Source organism: Micrococcaceae bacterium Sec5.1 (genome assembly GCA_039636795.1).
In the GTDB taxonomy this organism is placed as follows: Bacteria; Actinomycetota; Actinomycetes; order Actinomycetales; family Micrococcaceae; genus Arthrobacter.
On record CP143430.1, the window covers coordinates 5,360,114 to 5,378,614 of the forward strand.

The 18,501-nt window shown below is 60.9% G+C and carries 22 protein-coding genes and 1 tRNA gene; 8 read left to right on the forward strand and 15 right to left on the reverse strand.

The annotated features are described in order from the left end of the window. Positions 1-75 precede the first annotated feature (75 nt). The 3 genes from VUN82_24670 to VUN82_24680 all read right to left on the reverse strand — a co-directional run bounded on the left by VUN82_24670 (position 76) and on the right by VUN82_24680 (position 2,265). Positions 76-531: a DUF1801 domain-containing protein gene (locus tag VUN82_24670; GenBank protein ID XAS72224.1), complete on the reverse strand. Its 456-nt coding sequence runs from the start codon at positions 529-531 to the stop codon at positions 76-78. Between the two features lie 10 nt (positions 532-541). After that, positions 542-1,627, reverse strand: a complete 1,086-nt coding sequence (locus VUN82_24675) for an alpha/beta hydrolase (GenBank protein XAS72225.1) — start codon at positions 1,625-1,627, stop codon at positions 542-544. Between the two features lie 125 nt (positions 1,628-1,752). Next, on the reverse strand, positions 1,753-2,265 hold the full coding sequence (locus VUN82_24680; protein XAS72226.1) for a GNAT family N-acetyltransferase: 513 nt from the start codon (positions 2,263-2,265) through the stop codon (positions 1,753-1,755). A 137-nt stretch (positions 2,266-2,402) separates the two neighbouring features. On the opposite strand from VUN82_24680, the gene VUN82_24685 reads away from it, so the two are divergent. From VUN82_24685 to VUN82_24695, 3 genes are read left to right on the forward strand one after another with little or no spacing between them, the layout of a single operon-like run. Beyond that, positions 2,403-3,836 (forward strand): SLC13 family permease, encoded by a 1,434-nt coding sequence (locus tag VUN82_24685; GenBank protein XAS72227.1) that lies wholly within the window; start codon positions 2,403-2,405, stop codon positions 3,834-3,836. A 46-nt stretch (positions 3,837-3,882) separates the two neighbouring features. Continuing rightward, positions 3,883-5,133 carry a CaiB/BaiF CoA-transferase family protein gene (locus VUN82_24690; GenBank protein XAS72228.1) on the forward strand — a complete coding sequence of 417 codons (1,251 nt, stop codon included), beginning with the start codon at positions 3,883-3,885 and terminating at the stop codon, positions 5,131-5,133. Beyond that, positions 5,130-6,101, forward strand: coding sequence for a hydroxymethylglutaryl-CoA lyase (locus VUN82_24695; protein ID XAS72229.1), 972 nt, complete (start codon positions 5,130-5,132; stop codon positions 6,099-6,101). Before VUN82_24690 ends, VUN82_24695 begins: the two co-directional genes overlap by 4 nt. Here the strand turns inward: VUN82_24695 and VUN82_24700 are convergent. Next, positions 6,098-6,550, reverse strand: a complete 453-nt coding sequence (locus VUN82_24700) for an SRPBCC family protein (protein XAS72230.1) — start codon at positions 6,548-6,550, stop codon at positions 6,098-6,100. The genes VUN82_24695 and VUN82_24700 overlap by 4 nt on opposite strands. Positions 6,551-6,642: 92 nt before the next feature. Between VUN82_24700 and VUN82_24705 the strand changes: the two genes are divergently transcribed. After that, complete coding sequence (locus VUN82_24705; GenBank protein XAS72231.1) at positions 6,643-7,533, forward strand: hypothetical protein; 891 nt, start codon at positions 6,643-6,645, stop codon at positions 7,531-7,533. Between the two features lie 7 nt (positions 7,534-7,540). On the opposite strand, the gene VUN82_24710 is transcribed toward VUN82_24705, so the two are convergent. From VUN82_24710 to VUN82_24725, 4 genes are all read right to left on the reverse strand, one after another. Next, on the reverse strand, positions 7,541-7,999 hold the full coding sequence (locus VUN82_24710; GenBank protein ID XAS72232.1) for a hypothetical protein: 459 nt from the start codon (positions 7,997-7,999) through the stop codon (positions 7,541-7,543). Between the two features lie 617 nt (positions 8,000-8,616). Next, positions 8,617-9,516 (reverse strand): diacylglycerol kinase family protein, encoded by a 900-nt coding sequence (locus VUN82_24715; protein ID XAS72233.1) that lies wholly within the window; start codon positions 9,514-9,516, stop codon positions 8,617-8,619. 57 nt (positions 9,517-9,573) lie between these two features. Then, positions 9,574-10,365: an IclR family transcriptional regulator gene (locus VUN82_24720; GenBank protein ID XAS72234.1), complete on the reverse strand. Its 792-nt coding sequence runs from the start codon at positions 10,363-10,365 to the stop codon at positions 9,574-9,576. Between the two features lie 54 nt (positions 10,366-10,419). Beyond that, positions 10,420-11,271, reverse strand: a complete 852-nt coding sequence (locus tag VUN82_24725; GenBank protein XAS72235.1) for a PhzF family phenazine biosynthesis protein — start codon at positions 11,269-11,271, stop codon at positions 10,420-10,422. Between the two features lie 55 nt (positions 11,272-11,326). Between VUN82_24725 and VUN82_24730 the strand changes: the two genes are divergently transcribed. After that, the gene (locus VUN82_24730; GenBank protein XAS72236.1) at positions 11,327-11,749 is read left to right on the forward strand and encodes a DUF1801 domain-containing protein; all 423 of its coding nucleotides are present in this window, start codon (positions 11,327-11,329) and stop codon (positions 11,747-11,749) included. Between the two features lie 139 nt (positions 11,750-11,888). Here VUN82_24730 and rplI read toward each other — a convergent pair whose 3' ends face one another. The 5 genes from rplI to VUN82_24755 form a co-directional block, all read right to left on the reverse strand. Then, positions 11,889-12,341 carry a 50S ribosomal protein L9 gene (gene rplI / locus VUN82_24735; GenBank protein XAS72237.1) on the reverse strand — a complete coding sequence of 151 codons (453 nt, stop codon included), beginning with the start codon at positions 12,339-12,341 and terminating at the stop codon, positions 11,889-11,891. An 18-nt stretch (positions 12,342-12,359) separates the two neighbouring features. After that, positions 12,360-12,599 carry a 30S ribosomal protein S18 gene (gene rpsR, locus VUN82_24740; GenBank protein ID XAS72238.1) on the reverse strand — a complete coding sequence of 80 codons (240 nt, stop codon included), beginning with the start codon at positions 12,597-12,599 and terminating at the stop codon, positions 12,360-12,362. Between the two features lie 127 nt (positions 12,600-12,726). Beyond that, positions 12,727-13,317, reverse strand: coding sequence for a single-stranded DNA-binding protein (locus VUN82_24745; protein XAS72239.1), 591 nt, complete (start codon positions 13,315-13,317; stop codon positions 12,727-12,729). 50 nt (positions 13,318-13,367) lie between these two features. Then, the gene (gene rpsF / locus VUN82_24750) at positions 13,368-13,673 is read right to left on the reverse strand and encodes a 30S ribosomal protein S6 (protein XAS72240.1); all 306 of its coding nucleotides are present in this window, start codon (positions 13,671-13,673) and stop codon (positions 13,368-13,370) included. A gap of 280 nt (positions 13,674-13,953) precedes the next feature. Beyond that, positions 13,954-14,036 (reverse strand) — tRNA-Leu (locus VUN82_24755). Positions 14,037-14,163: 127 nt separating this feature from the next. Between VUN82_24755 and VUN82_24760 the strand changes: the two genes are divergently transcribed. The 3 genes from VUN82_24760 to VUN82_24770 all read left to right on the forward strand — a co-directional run bounded on the left by VUN82_24760 (position 14,164) and on the right by VUN82_24770 (position 15,472). Next, positions 14,164-14,307, forward strand: a complete 144-nt coding sequence (locus VUN82_24760) for a hypothetical protein (GenBank protein XAS72241.1) — start codon at positions 14,164-14,166, stop codon at positions 14,305-14,307. Positions 14,308-14,313: 6 nt separating this feature from the next. Beyond that, entirely contained in the window at positions 14,314-14,973 is a 660-nt protein-coding gene (locus VUN82_24765) for a DUF1345 domain-containing protein (GenBank protein XAS72242.1), read from the forward strand. A gap of 76 nt (positions 14,974-15,049) precedes the next feature. After that, positions 15,050-15,472, forward strand: a complete 423-nt coding sequence (locus VUN82_24770) for a hypothetical protein (protein ID XAS72243.1) — start codon at positions 15,050-15,052, stop codon at positions 15,470-15,472. 60 nt (positions 15,473-15,532) lie between these two features. Here the strand turns inward: VUN82_24770 and VUN82_24775 are convergent, their stop codons facing one another. Both VUN82_24775 and VUN82_24780 read right to left on the reverse strand, forming a co-directional pair. Then, the gene (locus tag VUN82_24775) at positions 15,533-16,948 is read right to left on the reverse strand and encodes an amino acid permease (GenBank protein XAS72244.1); all 1,416 of its coding nucleotides are present in this window, start codon (positions 16,946-16,948) and stop codon (positions 15,533-15,535) included. Positions 16,949-17,189: 241 nt separating this feature from the next. Further along, entirely contained in the window at positions 17,190-18,497 is a 1,308-nt protein-coding gene (locus tag VUN82_24780; protein XAS72245.1) for a M18 family aminopeptidase, read from the reverse strand. Between the last annotated feature and the right edge of the window lie 4 nt (positions 18,498-18,501).

Genomic DNA, 18,501 nt, shown 5'->3' on the forward strand with positions numbered 1-18,501 from the left:
CCCAGCATACATGCATATGCATCTAAATGAGTGAACGGGGGAGCATCACAAACTATTCCCGCACGGTATCTACGGTCAGCGCTTCTTTCCTCCAACACCCGGGACGGCCGTGACCTGTTTCATCCAGGTCGCAATTTGGTCTTCGTCGATGTCGTCAACGGATTCGAGCTCCACACCCCGCGTCGCTTTGCCCATTCCCACGGGCGTCACCGGCGGCACGGGCTGGAGTGTCACGCCATTGATAAACATGAGTTTGACGTGGCCAGCGAAGCCACCGCAGCTGAAGCACCAGCCGTCGCCGACGCCGTAATACGCCATGCCCCATTTCACCGAGCGCTCGAGCCCCGGTAGTGTCTTGGCCGCCAGCGCATCAATGGCTTCGGCGACGCCACGCTGAGGCTGCGGAAGGCTGGCAATGTAGGCGAAGACGGGCTCGTCGCCAACTGCCGCCTTGGCGGGGCTTGCCCTCCCGGTCATGGCTTCCGGCAGCCGGAAGGCACCGGCCTCGATATGTTCTTCCGAATGGTCCACGGTAATTCCCTCACTTCGCTCTGGAGGCATGCGTGGACAGGAAGTCCAAGGTCTTGTCCCTGGCATCGCGAGCCTCGCTGAAGTTCAAGTGGAACTGGTACTCATGCGGCAGCTCGGGGTCGTGATCCGCAGCCCAAAACAATTCGGTCACCGGAACACCCGCTTCCTTCAGGCGATTGCTGTAGGGAACCGACTGAAGCCACGTCAGACCATCGCCGTTGCCGCCACTGATGAAGGTCGGCGGGAAATCCTTGGTCACGAAATCGATGGTGGACATGGTGCTGCCCGCATATGTGGAGGACCAGTCCTTAGTTCCCGTATATGCCCACAGCGAGGTTTTGAAGCCCCACGCAACCAGGCCATTGAGATCCGCCATCGCCCGGAGATCGTAGACTCCGCAATGCAGGATGGTGGCGGCAAGGTCCGATTTCTGGAGCGCGGGTTTGATCCCCATCAGGTTGGCGTACTCGGGATTAACAGTGAGAGTGGTCATTTGGCTGGCCAACTGCGCTCCTGCAGAATCGCCGGCCAGGACAATCCGCGTGGTGTCCACATTCAATTCAATGGCGTGCGCCTTGATATAAGCAAGGGCATCGTTGATGTCCCGTACTGCCGTGGGATAGACGGCCTCCGGTGCGATCGGGTAGCTCATCCCAATGGTCGTGTATCCCTCAGCGGCAAGAATCCGAAGATATGGTTCCACATCGCCTTGAGCCCCGGAGATCCACGCGCCGCCGTGAATCCAGACGATGGTGGGGAGCGGAGAAGTGGTCCCCGCAGGGCTGAAAACGTCAAAGGCGGAGCCGGGCTTGTAAACGACACCGGAGCGCTCCTGCAATGGAGTGTCCGGGACATACGGCGTCATCTCATCGATAGTGGACTGAGCTCCGCGTTCAAAAACGCTGCGAATTAACATGGCGGACGGCCAGGGAGTAGCGGAAACGGCTAGGAGGATGATCAGGACCAGGATGATGGCCAGGTCCAGTTTCCTCAGGCGGGAAGGGCGCCGTCGTTTGGCCCGCAAAGCCGCACGGGAGCCTGAGCCTAAGGGGGAATCGCCTCCCGCCGCTGTTCGGGCTGATGCCGCGCCAGTCATGCTGGCTTGAGTCGATTCCAGTGGCCCCATTACACACTCCCCCAGTCGGTGTACCTGGGGACCATGCTAAGCCGTCAGACCTGCATCACGAAGGCCAGGCACTGAAATCGCCCGCGTCGCCCTTCTTAGGCCTTCGGACGCGACGCCTTGAGCAGCAGTCCCCCACCGCCGTCGAACGTTACCGTGTGAAATCCGGGGCCGCGGGCCACCTCCTCAAAGCCCCAGCGCTGGTGGAGGGCGAGCGACGGTTGATTGCGGGAGTTGACCACATACCAGGCCGAATCCGCCCGCTTCCAGATCCACAGCAGCCTCGCCTCCGTCAGTTCTGCCGCCACGCCTTGGCGGCGAAAATGCGGAGCAACCGTGATTCCGCCGAGGTAGTAGCCCGCAGGCGCAGGTCCGTCAGAATGGTCCCAGTAGTGCGTTTTGGCCCAACCCACGACGCCGGGACTTCCATCCCGGGGCATGTCCGGTGGCGCTTCGGCCACCAAGACCAGTCGATACGAATCCATGATTGCGGCACTGATTCCAGCTCCGAACTTCGAAGCAGCGGCGGGAGAAGTTCGCCCGGCGGTGAGCTCTACTTCGGTGATGCCAGGAACGTCACCCTCACGAGCGGGACGGATGAGGAAAGACATTGGGCCAGTCTAATTTGCTGCAAGGGCTTGCAATATGAGTTCAAACTCATAATATGGGATTAGTGATGTGGCCTGCCTCACGCGGCGCGCATCAATTCCAAGCCTTCAAAGTGGAAGGCCCAACGATCGGATTCCCCATGTCAGACATTGCTGTTCTGATCAACACAGCTGTAGCGGTCCTGGCCGCCGTTGTGCTGATCGTCCGCTTCAGAGTCAATCCCGTCATTTCCTTGGTCATCGCCTCCGTGTATTTAGGCCTGGCGGTCGGCCTCGGTGTCGAAGAGACCGTCAAGACGATCACGTCCGGCTTCGGCGAGATCATGGTCGATGTTGGGCTGCTCATCGCTTTCGGCGTTTTGATGGGCTCCATCCTCAATCAGAGCGGGGCTATCCGGCGCCTCGTGGAGCATCTGCTCAAGACCTTCGGTCCCAAGCGCCTGCCGTACACGATGGGTCTGGCGATAGGCACGCTCCTCCAGTCCATTTTCCTGGATGTCCTCCTGGTTATCTCAGCCCCGCTTGCCCGTAAGTTGGCTCCCAAAATCGGAAAACTGGGGACGGCACGCATGGCAACCGCCATGGCTATCGCACTGGAATGCGGCATTGTCTTTACCGTGCCCGGTGTGGCTTCGCTGGCTTTGGCCGGCCTCCTCAACGTCCCGCTCGGCAAAATGTTGCTCTTCGGCCTGCTGCTGGTGATTCCCACCATCGTCATTTCCATTGCCATCATGACGTTCCTCTTCCGCCGCGGTTTCTGGAATGAAGCCAAGGACGAGGACCACACCTTCGTGGCAGAGGAAGACAGCGAGGGCGAGGAACCCGTAAGCGGCTCCCTCCCCGGAACAGATACCGCCAGCAACTCCGGCGCCGGCTCCAACACCCAACCAACCAAGGGCGCAGTGGTTGTTGCCGAACGCGAGAGCAAAGAGAAACCGCTGATCATGCTCTTTGCCCCGCTCCTGACTTCCCTGATCCTCATCGGCGCGGGTGCCATCCTCCAGATTTTCAAGATCGATCTCCCCTGGCTCCAGCTCCTTGGCGAACCTGTCATCGCTCTTCTCATCGGACTGATCGGCACGTGCCTTGTAACCCGTGCGTCCATTGGCCAGAAAAAGGTTGAAGAGGCCATTGCTGTCGGCTTCAAGGAAAGCGGGCAGATCCTGATCCTCACCGGCGTGGGCGGATCCCTGGCGGCCACCGTAAAGGCAGCTGGTCTCGGCGACATCCTTGGTGGCTTCTTCTCAGCGAGCACCGTAGCCCCCTTACTGGTGGTCTGGGCCATCGCCGCAGTGCTGCACATCGCCGTCGGCTCCGTCACCCTGTCCGCCATTACGGCAGCCGGGCTGCTGGCACCCATCGCGCCCGCGATTGGACTTGATCCCGTGCTGCTGGCCCTCGCCGCCGGCGCCGGCTCGCTCTTCATGGTTCACGTCACCAGCAACACGTTCTGGCTCCTGCAGTCCCTTTTGGGCCAGAGTGTGAGGGGTGCATTGAAATCGGTCACGGTGGGAGTGTCAGTAGCCTCCGTGGTCGCGATCCTGCTCATCCTGCCCATGAGCCTGCTGTTCTGAACGCCCGTCGACCGTCCCATCACCAAAGCACGCACGAGAGAAGACCATGACACACGAAACAATCACCCCGCTGGACGGCGTCCGAGTCCTCGAACTCGGCAATTACATTGCCGCTCCCACGGCTGGCAGGCTGCTTGCCGATTTCGGCGCCGAAGTCATCAAGGTCGAGCGTCCAGGCACCGGCGACGAGCTCCGCAACTGGCGCCTCCACAAGGGCAACACCTCCATGCTCTACCGCACGCTGAACCGCAACAAGAAGTCAGTGGTCCTGGACCTCCGCACCGAGGCCGGCAAGCAGGCTGTCCTGGCCTTGGTTGCCAAGTCGGACATCCTGCTTGAGAACTTCCGCCCCGGAACGCTGGAGAAGTGGGGCCTCGGACCGGAAGTCCTCAACGAAGCCAATCCGGACCTCATCGTCACCCGCATCTCTGCCTTTGGACAGACCGGGCCCCTGTCCGAGCGGCCGGGGTTTGCCGCCGTCGCCGAGGCCTTTAGCGGTTTCCGCAATCTGGTAGGTGACCCGGACCGCGCTCCGGTGCGCGTAGGCGTCTCCATCGGAGACTCGATCGCGGGCCTTTACGCCGCCTTCGGCTCCATGATGAGCCTGTACCAACGTGAAGCACGACGCCGAAGCTCGGCTGGCGCTGTTCCCCTCACCGAGCGCATCATCGATGTCGCGCTGAACGAAGCGATGTTCTCCATGATGGAATCGCTGATTCCTGACTATCAGGCTTACGGCGTGGACCGGCAGCGCGTGGGCGGCCGGATGGAGGGCATTGCGCCCTCGAATGCGTACGTGTGCAAGGACGGTGCCAGCATTGTGGTGGCCGGCAATGGCGACTCGATTTTCCAACGGTACATGCAGACCATCGGCCGGCCGGACTTAGCGGAGGACCCAGCGCTGCAGACAAATGCCGGACGCTGGGCGAGCCGCGAGGAACTGGACCAGGCAATCGGCGACTGGACAGGGCAGCTGACCGCGTCTGAAGCATTGGCCGCCTTGGAGGAGGCAGGAGTTCCTGCAGGTCCCATCTACACCGCCGCGGATATCAGCACGGACAGCCAGTACGCGGCCCGCAACATGATCCAGAAGTTCGATGTTTCCACAGGCGAGGAGATCCTCCCGGGAGTAGGTTTCCCGGGTATCGTGCCCGTGATCGGGGAGCAGTCCCTGCCCATCCGCAATCTTGGGCCGGACCTCGGCGAAAATACTGAAGAAATCCTTGGCGGGCTCCTTCACTTGGATGCTGCCCAAATCGATGCGGCTTCCGGCCGCGAGGAGGCTCTCCGACCATGAACGGCTTTGAAAGCACCCACGCCACAACGCTTGGAAACACCTTAGGCAGTGCCATCCTGAGGGACGTCACCTTGCGGGACGGGCTGCAGCTCACCGGAAAACTCCTGCCAACGGAGCAAAAGATCGAAACAGTCCGCGAGATGCTGCGCCTGGGCGTCCCGGCGATCGAGCTCGGATCCATGGCGCGCGCGGACCTCGTCCCCACCATGGCCAACACTCTCGAAGTGGTCCACGCCCTCACGCCCGAGGAACTCGAAAAGTGCTGGATCTGGGTAGCCACACCCGGCCATGTTGCCAAGGCATCAGCTGCAGGCGCGCGGAATTTCCAGTACTGCCTGTCTGCTTCGGATTCACATAACAAGGCGAACATCGGCCGGACCACGGACGAGAGCCTGGCTGCTTTGCCTGAGGCCGTGGAGTACGCGCGTGCAGTGGATGGCCAGATTCAGCTGTGCATTGCAACGTCCTTCACCTGTCCTTTCGAAGGCTACGTTCCGGAGGAGCGCATCCTGGCCATTGCTAACGATCCCCGGGCGGAGGGCACCACTGACATCGTCATCTGCGACACCTTGGGGCAGGCCGTTCCTGCCCAGGTGTCCAGCCTGATCGAGCGTGTGCGGGATGAATCTCCTGCCCGGCGAATCGTCTATCACGGCCACGACACTTGGGGGTTGGGCGTGGCCAACACGCTCGCGGCAATCGAGGCGGGCGCAGCAATGGTTGACGGCGCCTTGGGAGGCCTGGGTGGCTGCCCCTTCGCCCCCGGCGCCAGCGGCAACACTTCCAGCGAGGACATCGTGTTTGCCACACGTCCCGAATGGCTGACGCCGGATGTCTTCGGGGAGCTTGTGGTCTTGTCCGAGAAGCTGCTGGCAGAGCTGGGCGAACCCAACCGTTCAAAGGCTGCCCAAGGCGCCCGCTCCCGGGCGGCAGCCTTTGACTGGGTCATCCCCTCCCCGGCCGTTTAGAAGCTAGGCTTCCCCGCTCCGCCGGCCGCCATCAGCTCCAGCCGCCGCAGAGTTTCGCGGTTGCGGACGGTAATCATTGGATCCCTAAGTACCTTTGGCACCACCTTGCCGGGGCCCCGGATCGCGTCTTCGGCCATGGACACCCGGCACTGGTTGCCACCCAGGTCCTCCAAGGTGATGCGGACCTTTGCTTCACCTACGGGCCAGCCACGGGCCAGGAGTTCCAGGCTCCGGCCAGGCTCGACGGCGGTGACACTCGTGCTGTCGTTGAGGAGGAGCGGCCACGATCCCACGGAGTGATGGAGCTTGGATCCGACCTGTGGCCACTGGTCATCCACAGCACGAATTCTTGATGCACCCACCACCCACCCGGAGTAAAGCCAACCGTCAGCGATGACATTCCAGACGTCGGCGGCAGAAGACTTGAACAGCTGCGTAACGGTGGACATGGAGTTCCCTTCTACGTGCCTTCGGCATCTGTGGTGGGGCTAAGCTAAGCATGCTTATAAATTCTCCGCCATAGGCCGCTTACACTGTTGCCATGGTCAGCAGGGAGTGGCGTTACTGGGCGGCATCCGTAGCCCTGTTGGCCGCCCTGCCCCTGGCGGCATGTGACGGCTCCCCGGGCCAAGAACCGCCCACCAACCCCGAGGCACAGCCCATCTCCGTAGAGGTTAATCAATCCCGGGACCAATACGGCAAGCAAGCCATCCTCATACAGCTCACCAACACCGCAGACATTACCGTTACCGTGAGCGGTGCGCGGCTGAAGTCCGCGTTGTTTGAGAAGGACATCATCTGGGAGCCAACAGCCGGCGCCCTGGAGCTACCGCCTCGGCAGCCCAAGAGCCTTCCTGCCAACCTGCCTGCGCCGCATTGCGGGCAGTCGCCTACTCAACCCCTCAAGGCCGTCGTTGAATATTCGGAGCCAGCTAAGGGATCCGCAGAAACCTCGGTTGAGGCGCAGGATCCGTTCAACGTCCTGCCCCGGAACGCCGACGAGCTGTGCTTGGCAGCCGACGCTGCCGCCGTAGCTGCCATCGTCTTGGACCCCGATCTTGAGGTGGCCCCCGATGGTCGCACCGCCGTCGTGCGTCTTGTCATTACTCCTGCGAGCACTCCTGGTGAGTCAACGCAAAAGCTCACGATTAACTCCATCGACGGAACCACCCTGCTGGCCGAATCGCCCGCGGATCCTTGGCCGCGGGACATCGCGATATCGTCCGGCGCCGCCCCGAAAGAGGTGCCCTTGACGATCCGTCCTGCGCGTTGCGACCCGCATGCAGTGGCCGAGGATAAGGTGGGAACGCTGTTGCCGCTAAGGATCTCGGTGGGTGCACGGGAAGGCGTACTGAAAATTGCGGCACCAAATGAGTTGCGTGGGCGTATCTACGACTTCGTGACGTCAGCCTGTGGTGGAGCCGCTCGTTAGGGCGTTTCTATTCGTCAGTGCTCGACGTGACGGTCCCCTCCGAGAAGACGAACTCACCTATGACGGTGACGCCGTCGAGGTCGTAAACCGGGATACTCACCGGACCCTTGGCCCGGCTTGCCTGCCAATGCAATGCCTCTTCTGGCGACTTGAACAGCGATGGATCGCCAGTTGCTACTTTTCGTTCCTCGTTCTTGACATACCCAATTCGATCGTTGGTTGCATACGCCCGAATCAGGTCCGGTTCAAGGGAAACCCCATCGACCTCAGTTGGAAGGCCATACGTTTGGCCAGCGGCATTCTTCTCGAAGGTGGCGTCACCTAACACGACAGCTGGCGCATGCGGCACTACTTGGGGCTTGGCCGTCGGCTGGGATGTAGCGCTGGCAACTCCGATTCCGGCACCCCCGAGAAGAACTGCACCCAGAAGGACAGTTGTTGTTCGGGTTTTCAATAGACGTTTCATTTTCCCCTCCGAAATTATGGACACTGGACGCTCCTCGGAAAAGGCCAGCACTGTCGAAAATTGTTTGGAAGCTTTTCAGACACTTGGCCTAGGACTCCAGTCCATGTACGGATGCCTTTAGGACGCTAATCACTTCGGGCGGTATCTGGGGATCATTGATCAGGCTCACAACCGGTTCATACCAGCGAAGTACACAGTTCGAATTGAGTCTGCCGAAGGCTATTAGGTCCTGATCCTCAAGCTTGTCGCCGTTGATCAGTCGTCGAAGGGATGGGAGGGCAAGCGAAGCAGCAATTATCAGTTGTGCATCGATCGGGACCATGGGCTCACCGCTGATCCATGACCTCAGCGGCTCACCAGGTCTGTAGTTGGCGGATTCCCGTGGCAACTCCGGTGAAGGACTGATGGACACCAAGTGTTGTCGCCTCTCTCACGGACTAGGTAAATTCCTCACAGGATTTCCCACGATTGATCCGGCCCCGCCTGTGTGCACCAGACAAACAGTGAGGGGCGGACACATACTATGTGGGCCTGCATACGGAAACGTGACGTGGTTCTCAATGATCCGGCCAGGGAAATTCAGACAACCTACCCGGACGCTGCCAGAGAGACTGGATTTAGCCCACTGTCGCCAGAGCGGCCGGAGCGCATTCCACCCTGACTTTCACATTGGCTTCCACCGTCTTCACTTCACCGTCCATCTGGTATGGCAGGGGTTTGAGTGTAGTGAATTCGTAGCTGCTCACGCTCGGCTGATCGCCCAGACCTTGCGTGGTTGCTCGGAGGGCAGTCAGGAGCACTCGCCATTTGGGCATGTGCGGAAAGATGATGACCTCAAATTTCCCGTCCGAGGGGTGATCGTCGGCCTCACTGAGCGTGGCGTACTTGGCCATTTCGGGGATGTTGGCGAAAACCAGGCTGTCGAATTTCCTGCGTTTGCCCTCGGAGGTGCGGATGCCGAAGGGCTCGAATTTCGAGAAGGTCTTGATGACCGAAACCATCTCAGTCAGGGCTCCCTTGCTGCCCTTTTCGAGCTCGGTGGCCACAACAGGTGTGAGGCCGAATCCGATATAGGAATGCGCATACTCCAACGGCTCGCCTTCTTTTTGGCCAGTGTGAATGCTCAGGAGGTCAATTTTCCGGACGTGTCCCTCAGCAATAGCCTCTTCCAGTGGCTTGGTTCCCGTGATCCGACGGTGATCGTTGGCGTTGCCCGCGGCCATGACCGCACACACCGCTTGCGGGTTTCCGGCCTGCATCACGCCGTTGACAACCTCGTTATAGCCACCATCACCGCTCACGGAGACAACAAGGACGTCGCCTCCCTTTGCTGCCGCCGTCCGGGCCAACTCCACAGCATGTCCAGCGTGTTCAGTGGGCTGCAGGGTAATCTCTGGCGCGTAGGGCAGCATGTCCTTCAGCTTGACCTGTAATTGCTCGGCCAGTTCGGGCGCATTGCCCGTGCTGTTGGGATTGAAAATAATGGTGATCGATTCAAAAGTTCGTGCAGAATCCATAATGTGCTCCTTGCGTGTGCGCCCGTTTGGTTACTACCCGTTAGCTCTCAATATCCCCTACGACTCCCCCGGGAACCGCCCACCAATGAGTCTGGTCATATGTTCCGCAGTCGCGAGCAAAGGTTCCACCCACGCTTGGCACGTTTCCAGTGGCATCCGCAGCGTGGGGCCGCTGATGGTGACTGCGCCCACCAGGGCAGCGGCTGAATCGAACACTGGCGCCGAAAGCCCGGAGGCCCCGTCTTCCCGCTCCCCTACAGTGATCGCAAAGCCATCGGCCCGCGTCTTCTTGACCGCAATCTCCAATTCCTCGGAGCTGGTGATCGTGTAGTCGGTAATGGGCTCCAACGGGTCGCGAAGGACAGCCTCCATCAATTCCGGCGACCAAGCGAGCAGGACCCTGCCGGCCGAACCTGCGTGGAGCGGAATGATCTTGCCAAGGTGCATCTCCCGGCGGAGCGCGTGACGGGTATCTGCCATGGCGACGCACACGCGGTAGTGCTGTTCGGCTTTGAAGAAGCACGCAGTCTCACCGGTAGTATCGCGCAACGTCTTGAGTAGCGGGCTCAGGATGTCCACCACCTCCATGCCACGGGTGGCTGGAGCTGCCCAATAGGCCATCCGCATGCCAATGCGGTACGCGTCGCCCTCCCGGTCCAGGAATCCTTGGGACGTCAGGTTGGTGACGAGACGCTGCACCGTGGATGTCGGCATCCCGGTGTACTCGCGAATGTCGCTCAGCTGCAGCACCGGCTTCGAGAGGGAAAAGGCGTCCAGGATGGACGTGATCTTGCCAAGGACAAGCAAAGGGTTGCCGTTGGCCTTCACGGAAGCATCGGATGCTGACATAAGTCTCACGCTAAACGCTCGCCGGAGGGGACGCCAATCCCCGGGCCGGTAGAACTACAGCAGGACCGTGCCCTGGATGCAAGTAACAGATGCCCCTCCGACCCAGATGTCACCGCCCCCAGCCTTCACATGGATGCGACCCGCCCTGCCCAAGGCAGTGCCCTGCGCCGCCACGTATTCTTCAGGAGCCCGGCCGCTGCCGATCAGCCACTGCGCTGCACCGGCATTGAAACTGCCGGTCACGGGATCTTCCACCATCGCGTCGCCTGGAATGAACGTCCGCACTTCAAAGTCGACGTCGGAACCGGGCTCGTGCGGGCCGATCACCCCGACCTTGAGATCACCCATGGCCACCAGATCCGGCTCGATCGCCAGGACCTGTTCGGCGGACTCAAGCAGGACACCAACCCACTCAGGGCCGTTCACCAGCCATGATGCGTCCAGCAAGGAGTCCTTCGGCAGCCTAAGACCGGCCGTCAGCTGGGAACGAACATCGGCATCCACCGGCTCGAAGCGGGTCAGTGGTGGTGCAGCAAAAGCCAGCCGACCGGCGTCGTGCTTCACCCGGACCAAACCTGCGCCACATTCCTGCACCAGCACGCCGTCAGTCTTGGGCTCTCCCCCGGCCTGCAGCCAGGTGTGTGCGGAACCGAGGGTTGGGTGCCCAGCGAACGGGAACTCCTCGCTGCCCGTGAAGATGCGCACACGGTAATCGGCACGCGGATCTGTTGGAGGGAGAAGGAAGGTGGTCTCGGAGAGATTGGTCCAATTAGCAAAGTGCTGCATCGCCTCGCTGCTCAGTCCCTCTGCGTCAACTACTACTGCCAGCGGGTTACCGCGATATGGCTGGGCTGAGAAGACGTCAACTTGGTGGAAAGGGCGGATGCGCAAGGATTCTGAAGTCACCGCTGCAGGCTATCACTGGGTGGCTGGCCGGTGATGTGCATGCGAAACTACGAGCATGGCAGAGAACAAGACCCAGCCCACGGACGTGTCCGTGGATGAATTCCTGTCCTCCGTGGAACACCCCGGCCGGCGCGCCGATGGGTTGGAACTGCGGAGGATGATGCAGGAGATCACCGGGGAGGAAGGGGTTATGTGGGGGCCCACCATCGTGGGATTCGGTAGCTACCACTACAAATACGAGAGCGGACGCGAAGGTGACTCTGCCGCCGTCGGATTCTCACCGCGCAAGGCGAACCTCGCGCTCTATGGCCTCACGTACGGCCCCGATGCCGACCGCCTGCTTCCGGAGTTGGGCAAGCACAAGACCGGAGCCGCATGTTTATACATCAATAGGTTGGACGACGTGGACCGTGAGGTCCTCGCAGAGATGATCCGGACGGGCTACCAACACGTCATGTCGGAGCTCAATACCCCGTAAATCTCCGCCGAGGTGGCATTTAATGACAATCCCAGCGCTCCGGATTGGCATTAAATGCCATCTCGGCGCGGGTTGGGGGCAACAAAAGGACCCCCACCACCGGAAACCGGCAGCGGGGGTCCTTCTTAGCAGTCAGAGACTACTTCCCTGCAACGACCTCGAGGTCGATAACAGCGGAAACATCCTCGTGCAGGCGAACGTTGGCCTGGTACGAACCGACAGACTTGATGTGGTTCGGCAGTTCAACGTTGCGCTTGTCGATGGCGCCGAGGCCAGCGGCCTCAACAGCAGCAGCGACATCAGCAGGCTTGACGGTGCCGAAGAGACGACCGGACTCGCCGGCCTTCACCTCGAGCTTGACCTTCTTCGAGGACAGAGCCTGAGCCTGTGCCTGTGCAGCTTCAACAGAAGCGTGGGCACGAGCAGCGCGGGCAGCCTTGATGGACTCAACCTGCTTCTCGCCACCCTTGGTCCAGGTCAGAGCGAAGCCGCGGGGCAGCAGGAAGTTACGTGCGTAACCGTCCTTGACCTCGACAACGTCGCCAGCAGCACCGAGACCGGTTACTTCGTGGGTCAGAATGAGCTTTGCCATGTTAGTTAATCCCTTCCCTTAGCCGCGGCCAGCGCCGGAGTAAGGCAGCAGAGCAACTTCGCGGGCGTTCTTGATTGCCTGGGCGATCTTGCGCTGTTCCTGAACGGTAACGCCAGTAACGCGACGAGCGCGGATCTTTCCGCGGTCGGAGATGAACTTGCGCAGCAGTGCTACGTCCTTGTAGTCGATGACAGTGATGTCAGCGGCCTTCAAGGGGTTGGACTTTGGTTTGGGCTTACGGAGTTCAGCCTTAGCCATCGTGGAGCTCCTTTTCTATGGAGCCCGTGGATATTGATCCACGGGATGGTGGTGTTCGACGGCGGTAATCGCCCGGATGCCTTGCGGCAGTCCCGGCGGGTTCCGGCGTCGGACTTTTTCTTGGTGTTTAGAAGGGAGGTTCGGAATCCGGGCCGTTGCCCCAGCCGCCTGCATTGCTGACACCGGGCGTAGCCCAAGGGTCATCCTGCTGCGCGGGCTGGTTGCCGCCCCAGGTTCCACCGGAGTTGCCGCCCTGGCTTGCACCAGCTGCTGCACCTCCTCCAAAGCCACCGGCGTTACCGCCACCGAAGCCACCCTGGCCACCGTTTGCGGCGCCGAACTGGCCACCGGAGCGCTGGGTACGGTTGACTTTGGCGTTTGCGTAACGCAGGCTCGGGCCGATTTCATCGACCTCGAGCTCGATAACGGTGCGCTTCTCGCCTTCTTTGGTTTCGTAAGAACGGCTCTTCAAACGGCCGGAGACAATGACGCGCATGCCCTTGGTGAGGGACTCGGCCACGTTCTCGGCTGCTTCGCGCCAGACGGAAGCGCGGAGGAACAGGGTTTCCCCGTCCTTCCACTCATTCGACTGACGGTCAAAGGTCCGGGGAGTAGAAGCGATGGTGAAGTTCGCTACTGCTGAGCCAGACGGGGTGAACCGCAGCTCCGGGTCATTGGTGAGATTACCGATGACCGTAATAGTGGTTTCGCCTGCCATCTACTGCCTCCTTGTTCGTTCCTGCGGTGTAAAGATCTGGAAGGGGCTGATTACTCAGCAACGACCTTCTGGTCTTCGGGGCGGATGATCTTGGTGCGCATGATCGTCTCGTTAAGAGACAGCTGGCGGTCAAGTTCCTTGGCGGTAGCCGGCTCAGCGGTGAAGTTCACCACTGCATAGATACCTTCGGACTTCTTCTTGATGTCGTATGCCAGACGGCGACGGCCCCAGATGTCAACCTTTTCGATGGTTCCACCATCGGTGGTGATGACATTGAGGAACTTCTGAAGCGACGGCTCTACGGTACGCTCTTCGACCTCGGGGTCGATGATTACCATCAATTCGTAAGGACGCATATGTGAACCCACCTCCTTTGGGCTAAGCGGTTACGGTATTTCCGTAACAGGAGGTTCATTTGCGATGCTGTGGCTCGCTCCCCCGCCGAAGACTCGGAAGGAGGGCGCAACACAGACTTCAATATCTTAGTGCATCTCCTGCACTCAAAGCTATTCGGTGGGGTCGTGGACCGAAACCTGCCAGTTGCCGTATGTGGATAACCCCGGCTCTGCAGGAAGCTGGCGCCCGCTTGAAACGACAAAACCCCTGGAAGATCAGCGATCTTCCAGGGGTCTCCTGTGCGCGGAGGGGGACTTGAACCCCCACCCCCTTTCGAGGACTAGCACCTCAAGCTAGCGCGTCTGCCATTCCGCCACCCGCGCAGGGTGATTCGAAGAAACAGTGTTTCGTTTTTCTCCGTAACAGCGACAAAGACACTAACACGAGGATGCCCATTCCGTAGATTCCTGCGTCCCGGATCAAAAGGGGAACCCGAGCTAGGGTGGGGGCATGGATGCACTGAACTCCCTGGTCCTGACAGTCGTTTTCGCAGCGATCTTCCTCTACGCCCTCTATTTCGTGGTCCGTTCGGGCGTACGGGATGGCATCCTTCAGGCCGACAAGAAGCGCAGCAGTACCGGCGTCGGTGACTAGGTGGCCATGAACAATGTGAGAGTCAGGCGCAGCCGGTTGCGCTTCGTGGTCATGGTGGCAGCGGGCGCCGCAGCCTTCGTGGTCACAGGCTTCGCAGGCAGCTGGGTTGATGCCCCGGCCGTGGGCTGGGCAACGGCCGCGCTGATCTATGTTGCGTGGGTGTGGCTGGTGATAGCGCGGATGGATCCCGCCGAAACGCGGCAACACGCGACCTCCGAGGACCCGTCCCGTGGGGCCACCGACCTTCTGATCCTCATCGCAAACCTGGCCAGCATCGCAGCCGCGGTCGCGGTCATCGTCAACTCGCACACCGAAGGATCGGACACGCGCTTTTACTCGGCCGCACTGTCCCTTGCATGCGTAGCCCTGTCCTGGATGCTGGTCCAGACGCTCTTCACCCTGCGCTATGCGGAGCTCTACTACAGCCCCGACGCCGACGCCGGTGGTGGAGTGGGTGGCATCAGCTTCAACCAGGATCGCCCACCGCAATACACGGATTTCGCTTACCTGGCCACGAGCCTGGGCATGACGTATCAGGTTTCAGATACCAACCTGGGCAACCATAGGATCCGGCTTGAGGCCTTGAAACACGGTCTGCTCTCCTACCTGTTCGGCACCGTCATCCTGGCCGTCACCATCAACCTCGTCATTGGTTTGGCCCAGTAGTCCACCGCCGCCCGCCGAACAGTTCCGGACGGGACGCCCAGTTCCGGACGGCGTGGCCAGGCGTAGGCTACTTGCCATGAAGCCCCGGCTGATTTGGGTTGCGGCGATCATTCTCGTGGCCGCGATCGGCGGACTGGTGTGGTTCGCGGTGGACAAGTCGCGCGTGTGCCCAGCCATTGGGAGCGCCACGCCGATCGAGCTGAAGATAGCGTCGACGCCAAGCCGCGTCCAGGCATGTTTCGGAGACGGCTGCACACCGCGGCCCCTCCAGCAGCAGACGGATGGCCGCTGGCTCGTTCCTCAGGAGCCACAGTATCTACCTGCCGGGCAGTCAGCTTCCCCTCCCAGCGTGGTGGCCAAGGTTCGTGTTGTGGTCAAGGAGTCCGGCAAACGCCAGCGGGACGCCGTCTTCGACATCCCTGCGATTCCGGGTGTTCCGGACACCACCGGCGCACAATGCCCCGGGCCCATCCAGTACCTCCCCGTTGAGGTGCCTTAACCACAAACGGGGCAGCCGCCGTCGAACGCTGACGGCGGCTGCCCCGGACGAAAAGGACGCTTACGACGCCGGACCGGAACCCGACGTCACACGCTCGGCTTCCCCGTCACCCACCGGAGCCGAGGGCGTGCCACGCTTGCGGTATCGGAATACGCCGATGGCGACGACAACCGCAGCCAGAGCCAGCGAGAGGAAGAGCGATTCTCTTGTGGATTCAAGGATCACCATGCCGATGATGAGCGCAACGATGCTTCCAATTGCTATCCACGTGAGATACGGGAAGAACCACATCTTGAGGTCGAGCTCCTTTGCGGCCGCGCCCATTCGACGGCGAAGGATGAGCTGTGAGCTGGCGATGACCAGCCACACAAACAAGGCGATGGCACCGGACGTATTGACGAGGAACAGGAACACGGTGTCCGGCGCAACGTAATTCAGCCCAACCGTGATGAAGCCGACCACGGTTGAGGCCAATACTGCTGCCGCAGGCACGCCGCGCTTGGAAATCTTCATCCAGGATTTCGGGGCGTCGCCACGCTGCGAGAGCGAAAAGAGCATACGGCTTGCTGTGTACAGGCCCGAGTTCAGGCAGGAGAGAACCGATGTGAGGACCACGATGTCCATAATGGTGCCGGCACCCGGGATTCCGTAAAGCTCAATCACGGCAACGTACGGGCTTTTGGCAACTGAAGCGCTGTTCCACGGCAGGAGCGTGACCACAATGGCAATGGAGCCGATGTAGAAGATCAAGATGCGCCATACGGTGGACTTCACGGCCTTCTTGACGGCGTCCACAGGGTTTTCGGACTCGCCCGCAGCGATCGTGGCAATCTCGGCACCGAAGAACGAGAAGACCACTACGAGGATGCCGGCCAGGACGGCGCCGGGACCGTTGGGCATGAAGCCACCCTGATCCAGGAGGTTGGCCACGCCCGGAGCGGAAACGCCCGGGATCAGGCCAAGGATCGCTGCAATACCTGCGAGCAGGAAGATGACGATTGCGGCCACCTTGATGGACGCGAACCAGAATTCGAACTCGCCGTACGACTTCACGGAGCCGAGGTTGGTAAGTGTCAGAAGCACCATGAGAACCAATGCCCAAACCCATTGGTCGACGCTTGGCACCCAGCGGTGCATGATGGCAGCGCCGGCGGTGGCCTCAATGCCGAGCACGATGATCCAGAACCACGCGTAGAGCCAGCCAATGCTGAATCCCGCCCAGCGGCCCAACGCCTTGTCCGCGTAGGTGGAGAAGGAGCCTGTCTCCGGGTTGGCCGCAGCCATCTCGCCAAGCATCCTCATGACGAGGATGACCACCAGGCCAGCGGCCAGATAGGCAACAAGGATGCCTGGACCGGCCTGTTGGATGGCGGCACCGGAGCCCACGAAGAGCCCAGCACCAATCACGCCGGCGATGGCGATCATGGAGAGGTGTCGTGGCTTCAGGGACTTTGAAAGCTGTTGGTCAGCGTGCATGGGTCGGCGCCGTCCTTAGTGTCTTTGGAGAGGGCCCGAGTTGATGTGCAACGGGCCACATGGCTTTTCCACACTAGCCATCCGCGAAGGGCAAAATCCTGTGCGAGTGTACATTTTGCGGTTCTCGAAAAAGGAAGCATGCACAAAAAGTATGACTATAGGCATCTAAAGTTTCCTAGGAGAAACATTCGAAACGCCCTTGAAACGAGTCCTTGAGGCTTTCTTAGCCTCCTTCGGGGACTTAGACGTCGGTCCGGAAGAACAGCTCCGCCACAGAAGCCAAGCGGAGCGGGTCCTCCACGCCGCACAACTCCCGTGCCGAATGCATGGACAGCAGGGGGATGCCGACGTCGACGGTCCTTATCCCCAGCCGCGTCGCTGTAAGGGGACCGATGGTCGAGCCGCACGGAAGGTCATTGTTGGAGACATATTCCTGATACGGCACATTAGCGTCGTTGCACATACGAGCCCACAGCGCAGCTCCCGTCGCGTCGGTGGCGTAGCGCTGGTTGGCGTTGATCTTCAACAGCGGCCCCCCGTTGAGTACGGGCCGGTTTACGGGATCATGCCTCTCGGCGTAGTTCGGGTGGACGGCGTGGCCGGCATCCGCAGAGACACAGAACGACGCCGCCAGGGACTGCCGCCGCTGGCTCACCGAAGCGCCAAGACCGTCAGAGATTCGGGTCAGGATGTCCTCAAGGATGGGCCCGCAGGCACCCGAGCGCGAGTTGGAACCGATCTCTTCATGGTCAAACGCGGCGAGGACAGCGATGGGGCCGTCTTGCGGCGCCGCTTTCGCATGTTCGATCAATGCCACCAAGCCAGCGTGCGTCGAGGAAAGGTTGTCCAAGCGGCCGGAGGCGAAGAACTCACCCTTGGCGCCGAAAATCGCAGGTGCCTGGGTGTCCGCCACCACGACGTCGTAACCACCGATGTCTGCCGGATCAACGTCGGCGCCCTCGACTCGACCGGCAAGCAGGCCTAAGAGATCCTCGTTGGCCGGGTCACCCAGCCCGAAAATCGGGTTCATGTGCTGCTGCTTGGACAGAAGGAGGCCGTTGTCATTGACGGCACGATCCAAGTGGATAGCCAGTTGCGGGAAGCGCAGGAGCGGGCCCGTTGCAGTCAAGTGCTGCGTGCCGTCGCGTAGCACCAGGCGACCGGCCAGTTGCAGCTCGCGGTCCAGCCAGGAGTTAAGGAGAGGTCCGCCGTACACCTCGACGCCGGCCTGCAGCCAGCCGAACTTGCCGGTAGTGGGCTTCGGCTTCAGTTTGAAGGAGGGGGAGTCCGTGTGGGCGCCCAGAATATTGAAGCCGGTGGTTGGACCGGCATTTTCGGGCATAACCCACGCGATCAGGGCGCCATCGCGGATGACATAGAACTTGCCCGCGCCACCTTCCCACGGCTGCAGTTCATCCAAGGAGGTGAAGCCAGCGCTATCAAGCCGGCGACCGGCCTCGTGCACTGCATGGAAGCTGGACGGCGAAGCCGAAACATACGCGCCGAGGTCCTGGACGTGGTCAACTGCTGCGGAGGCATTCGAAGGCATGCCC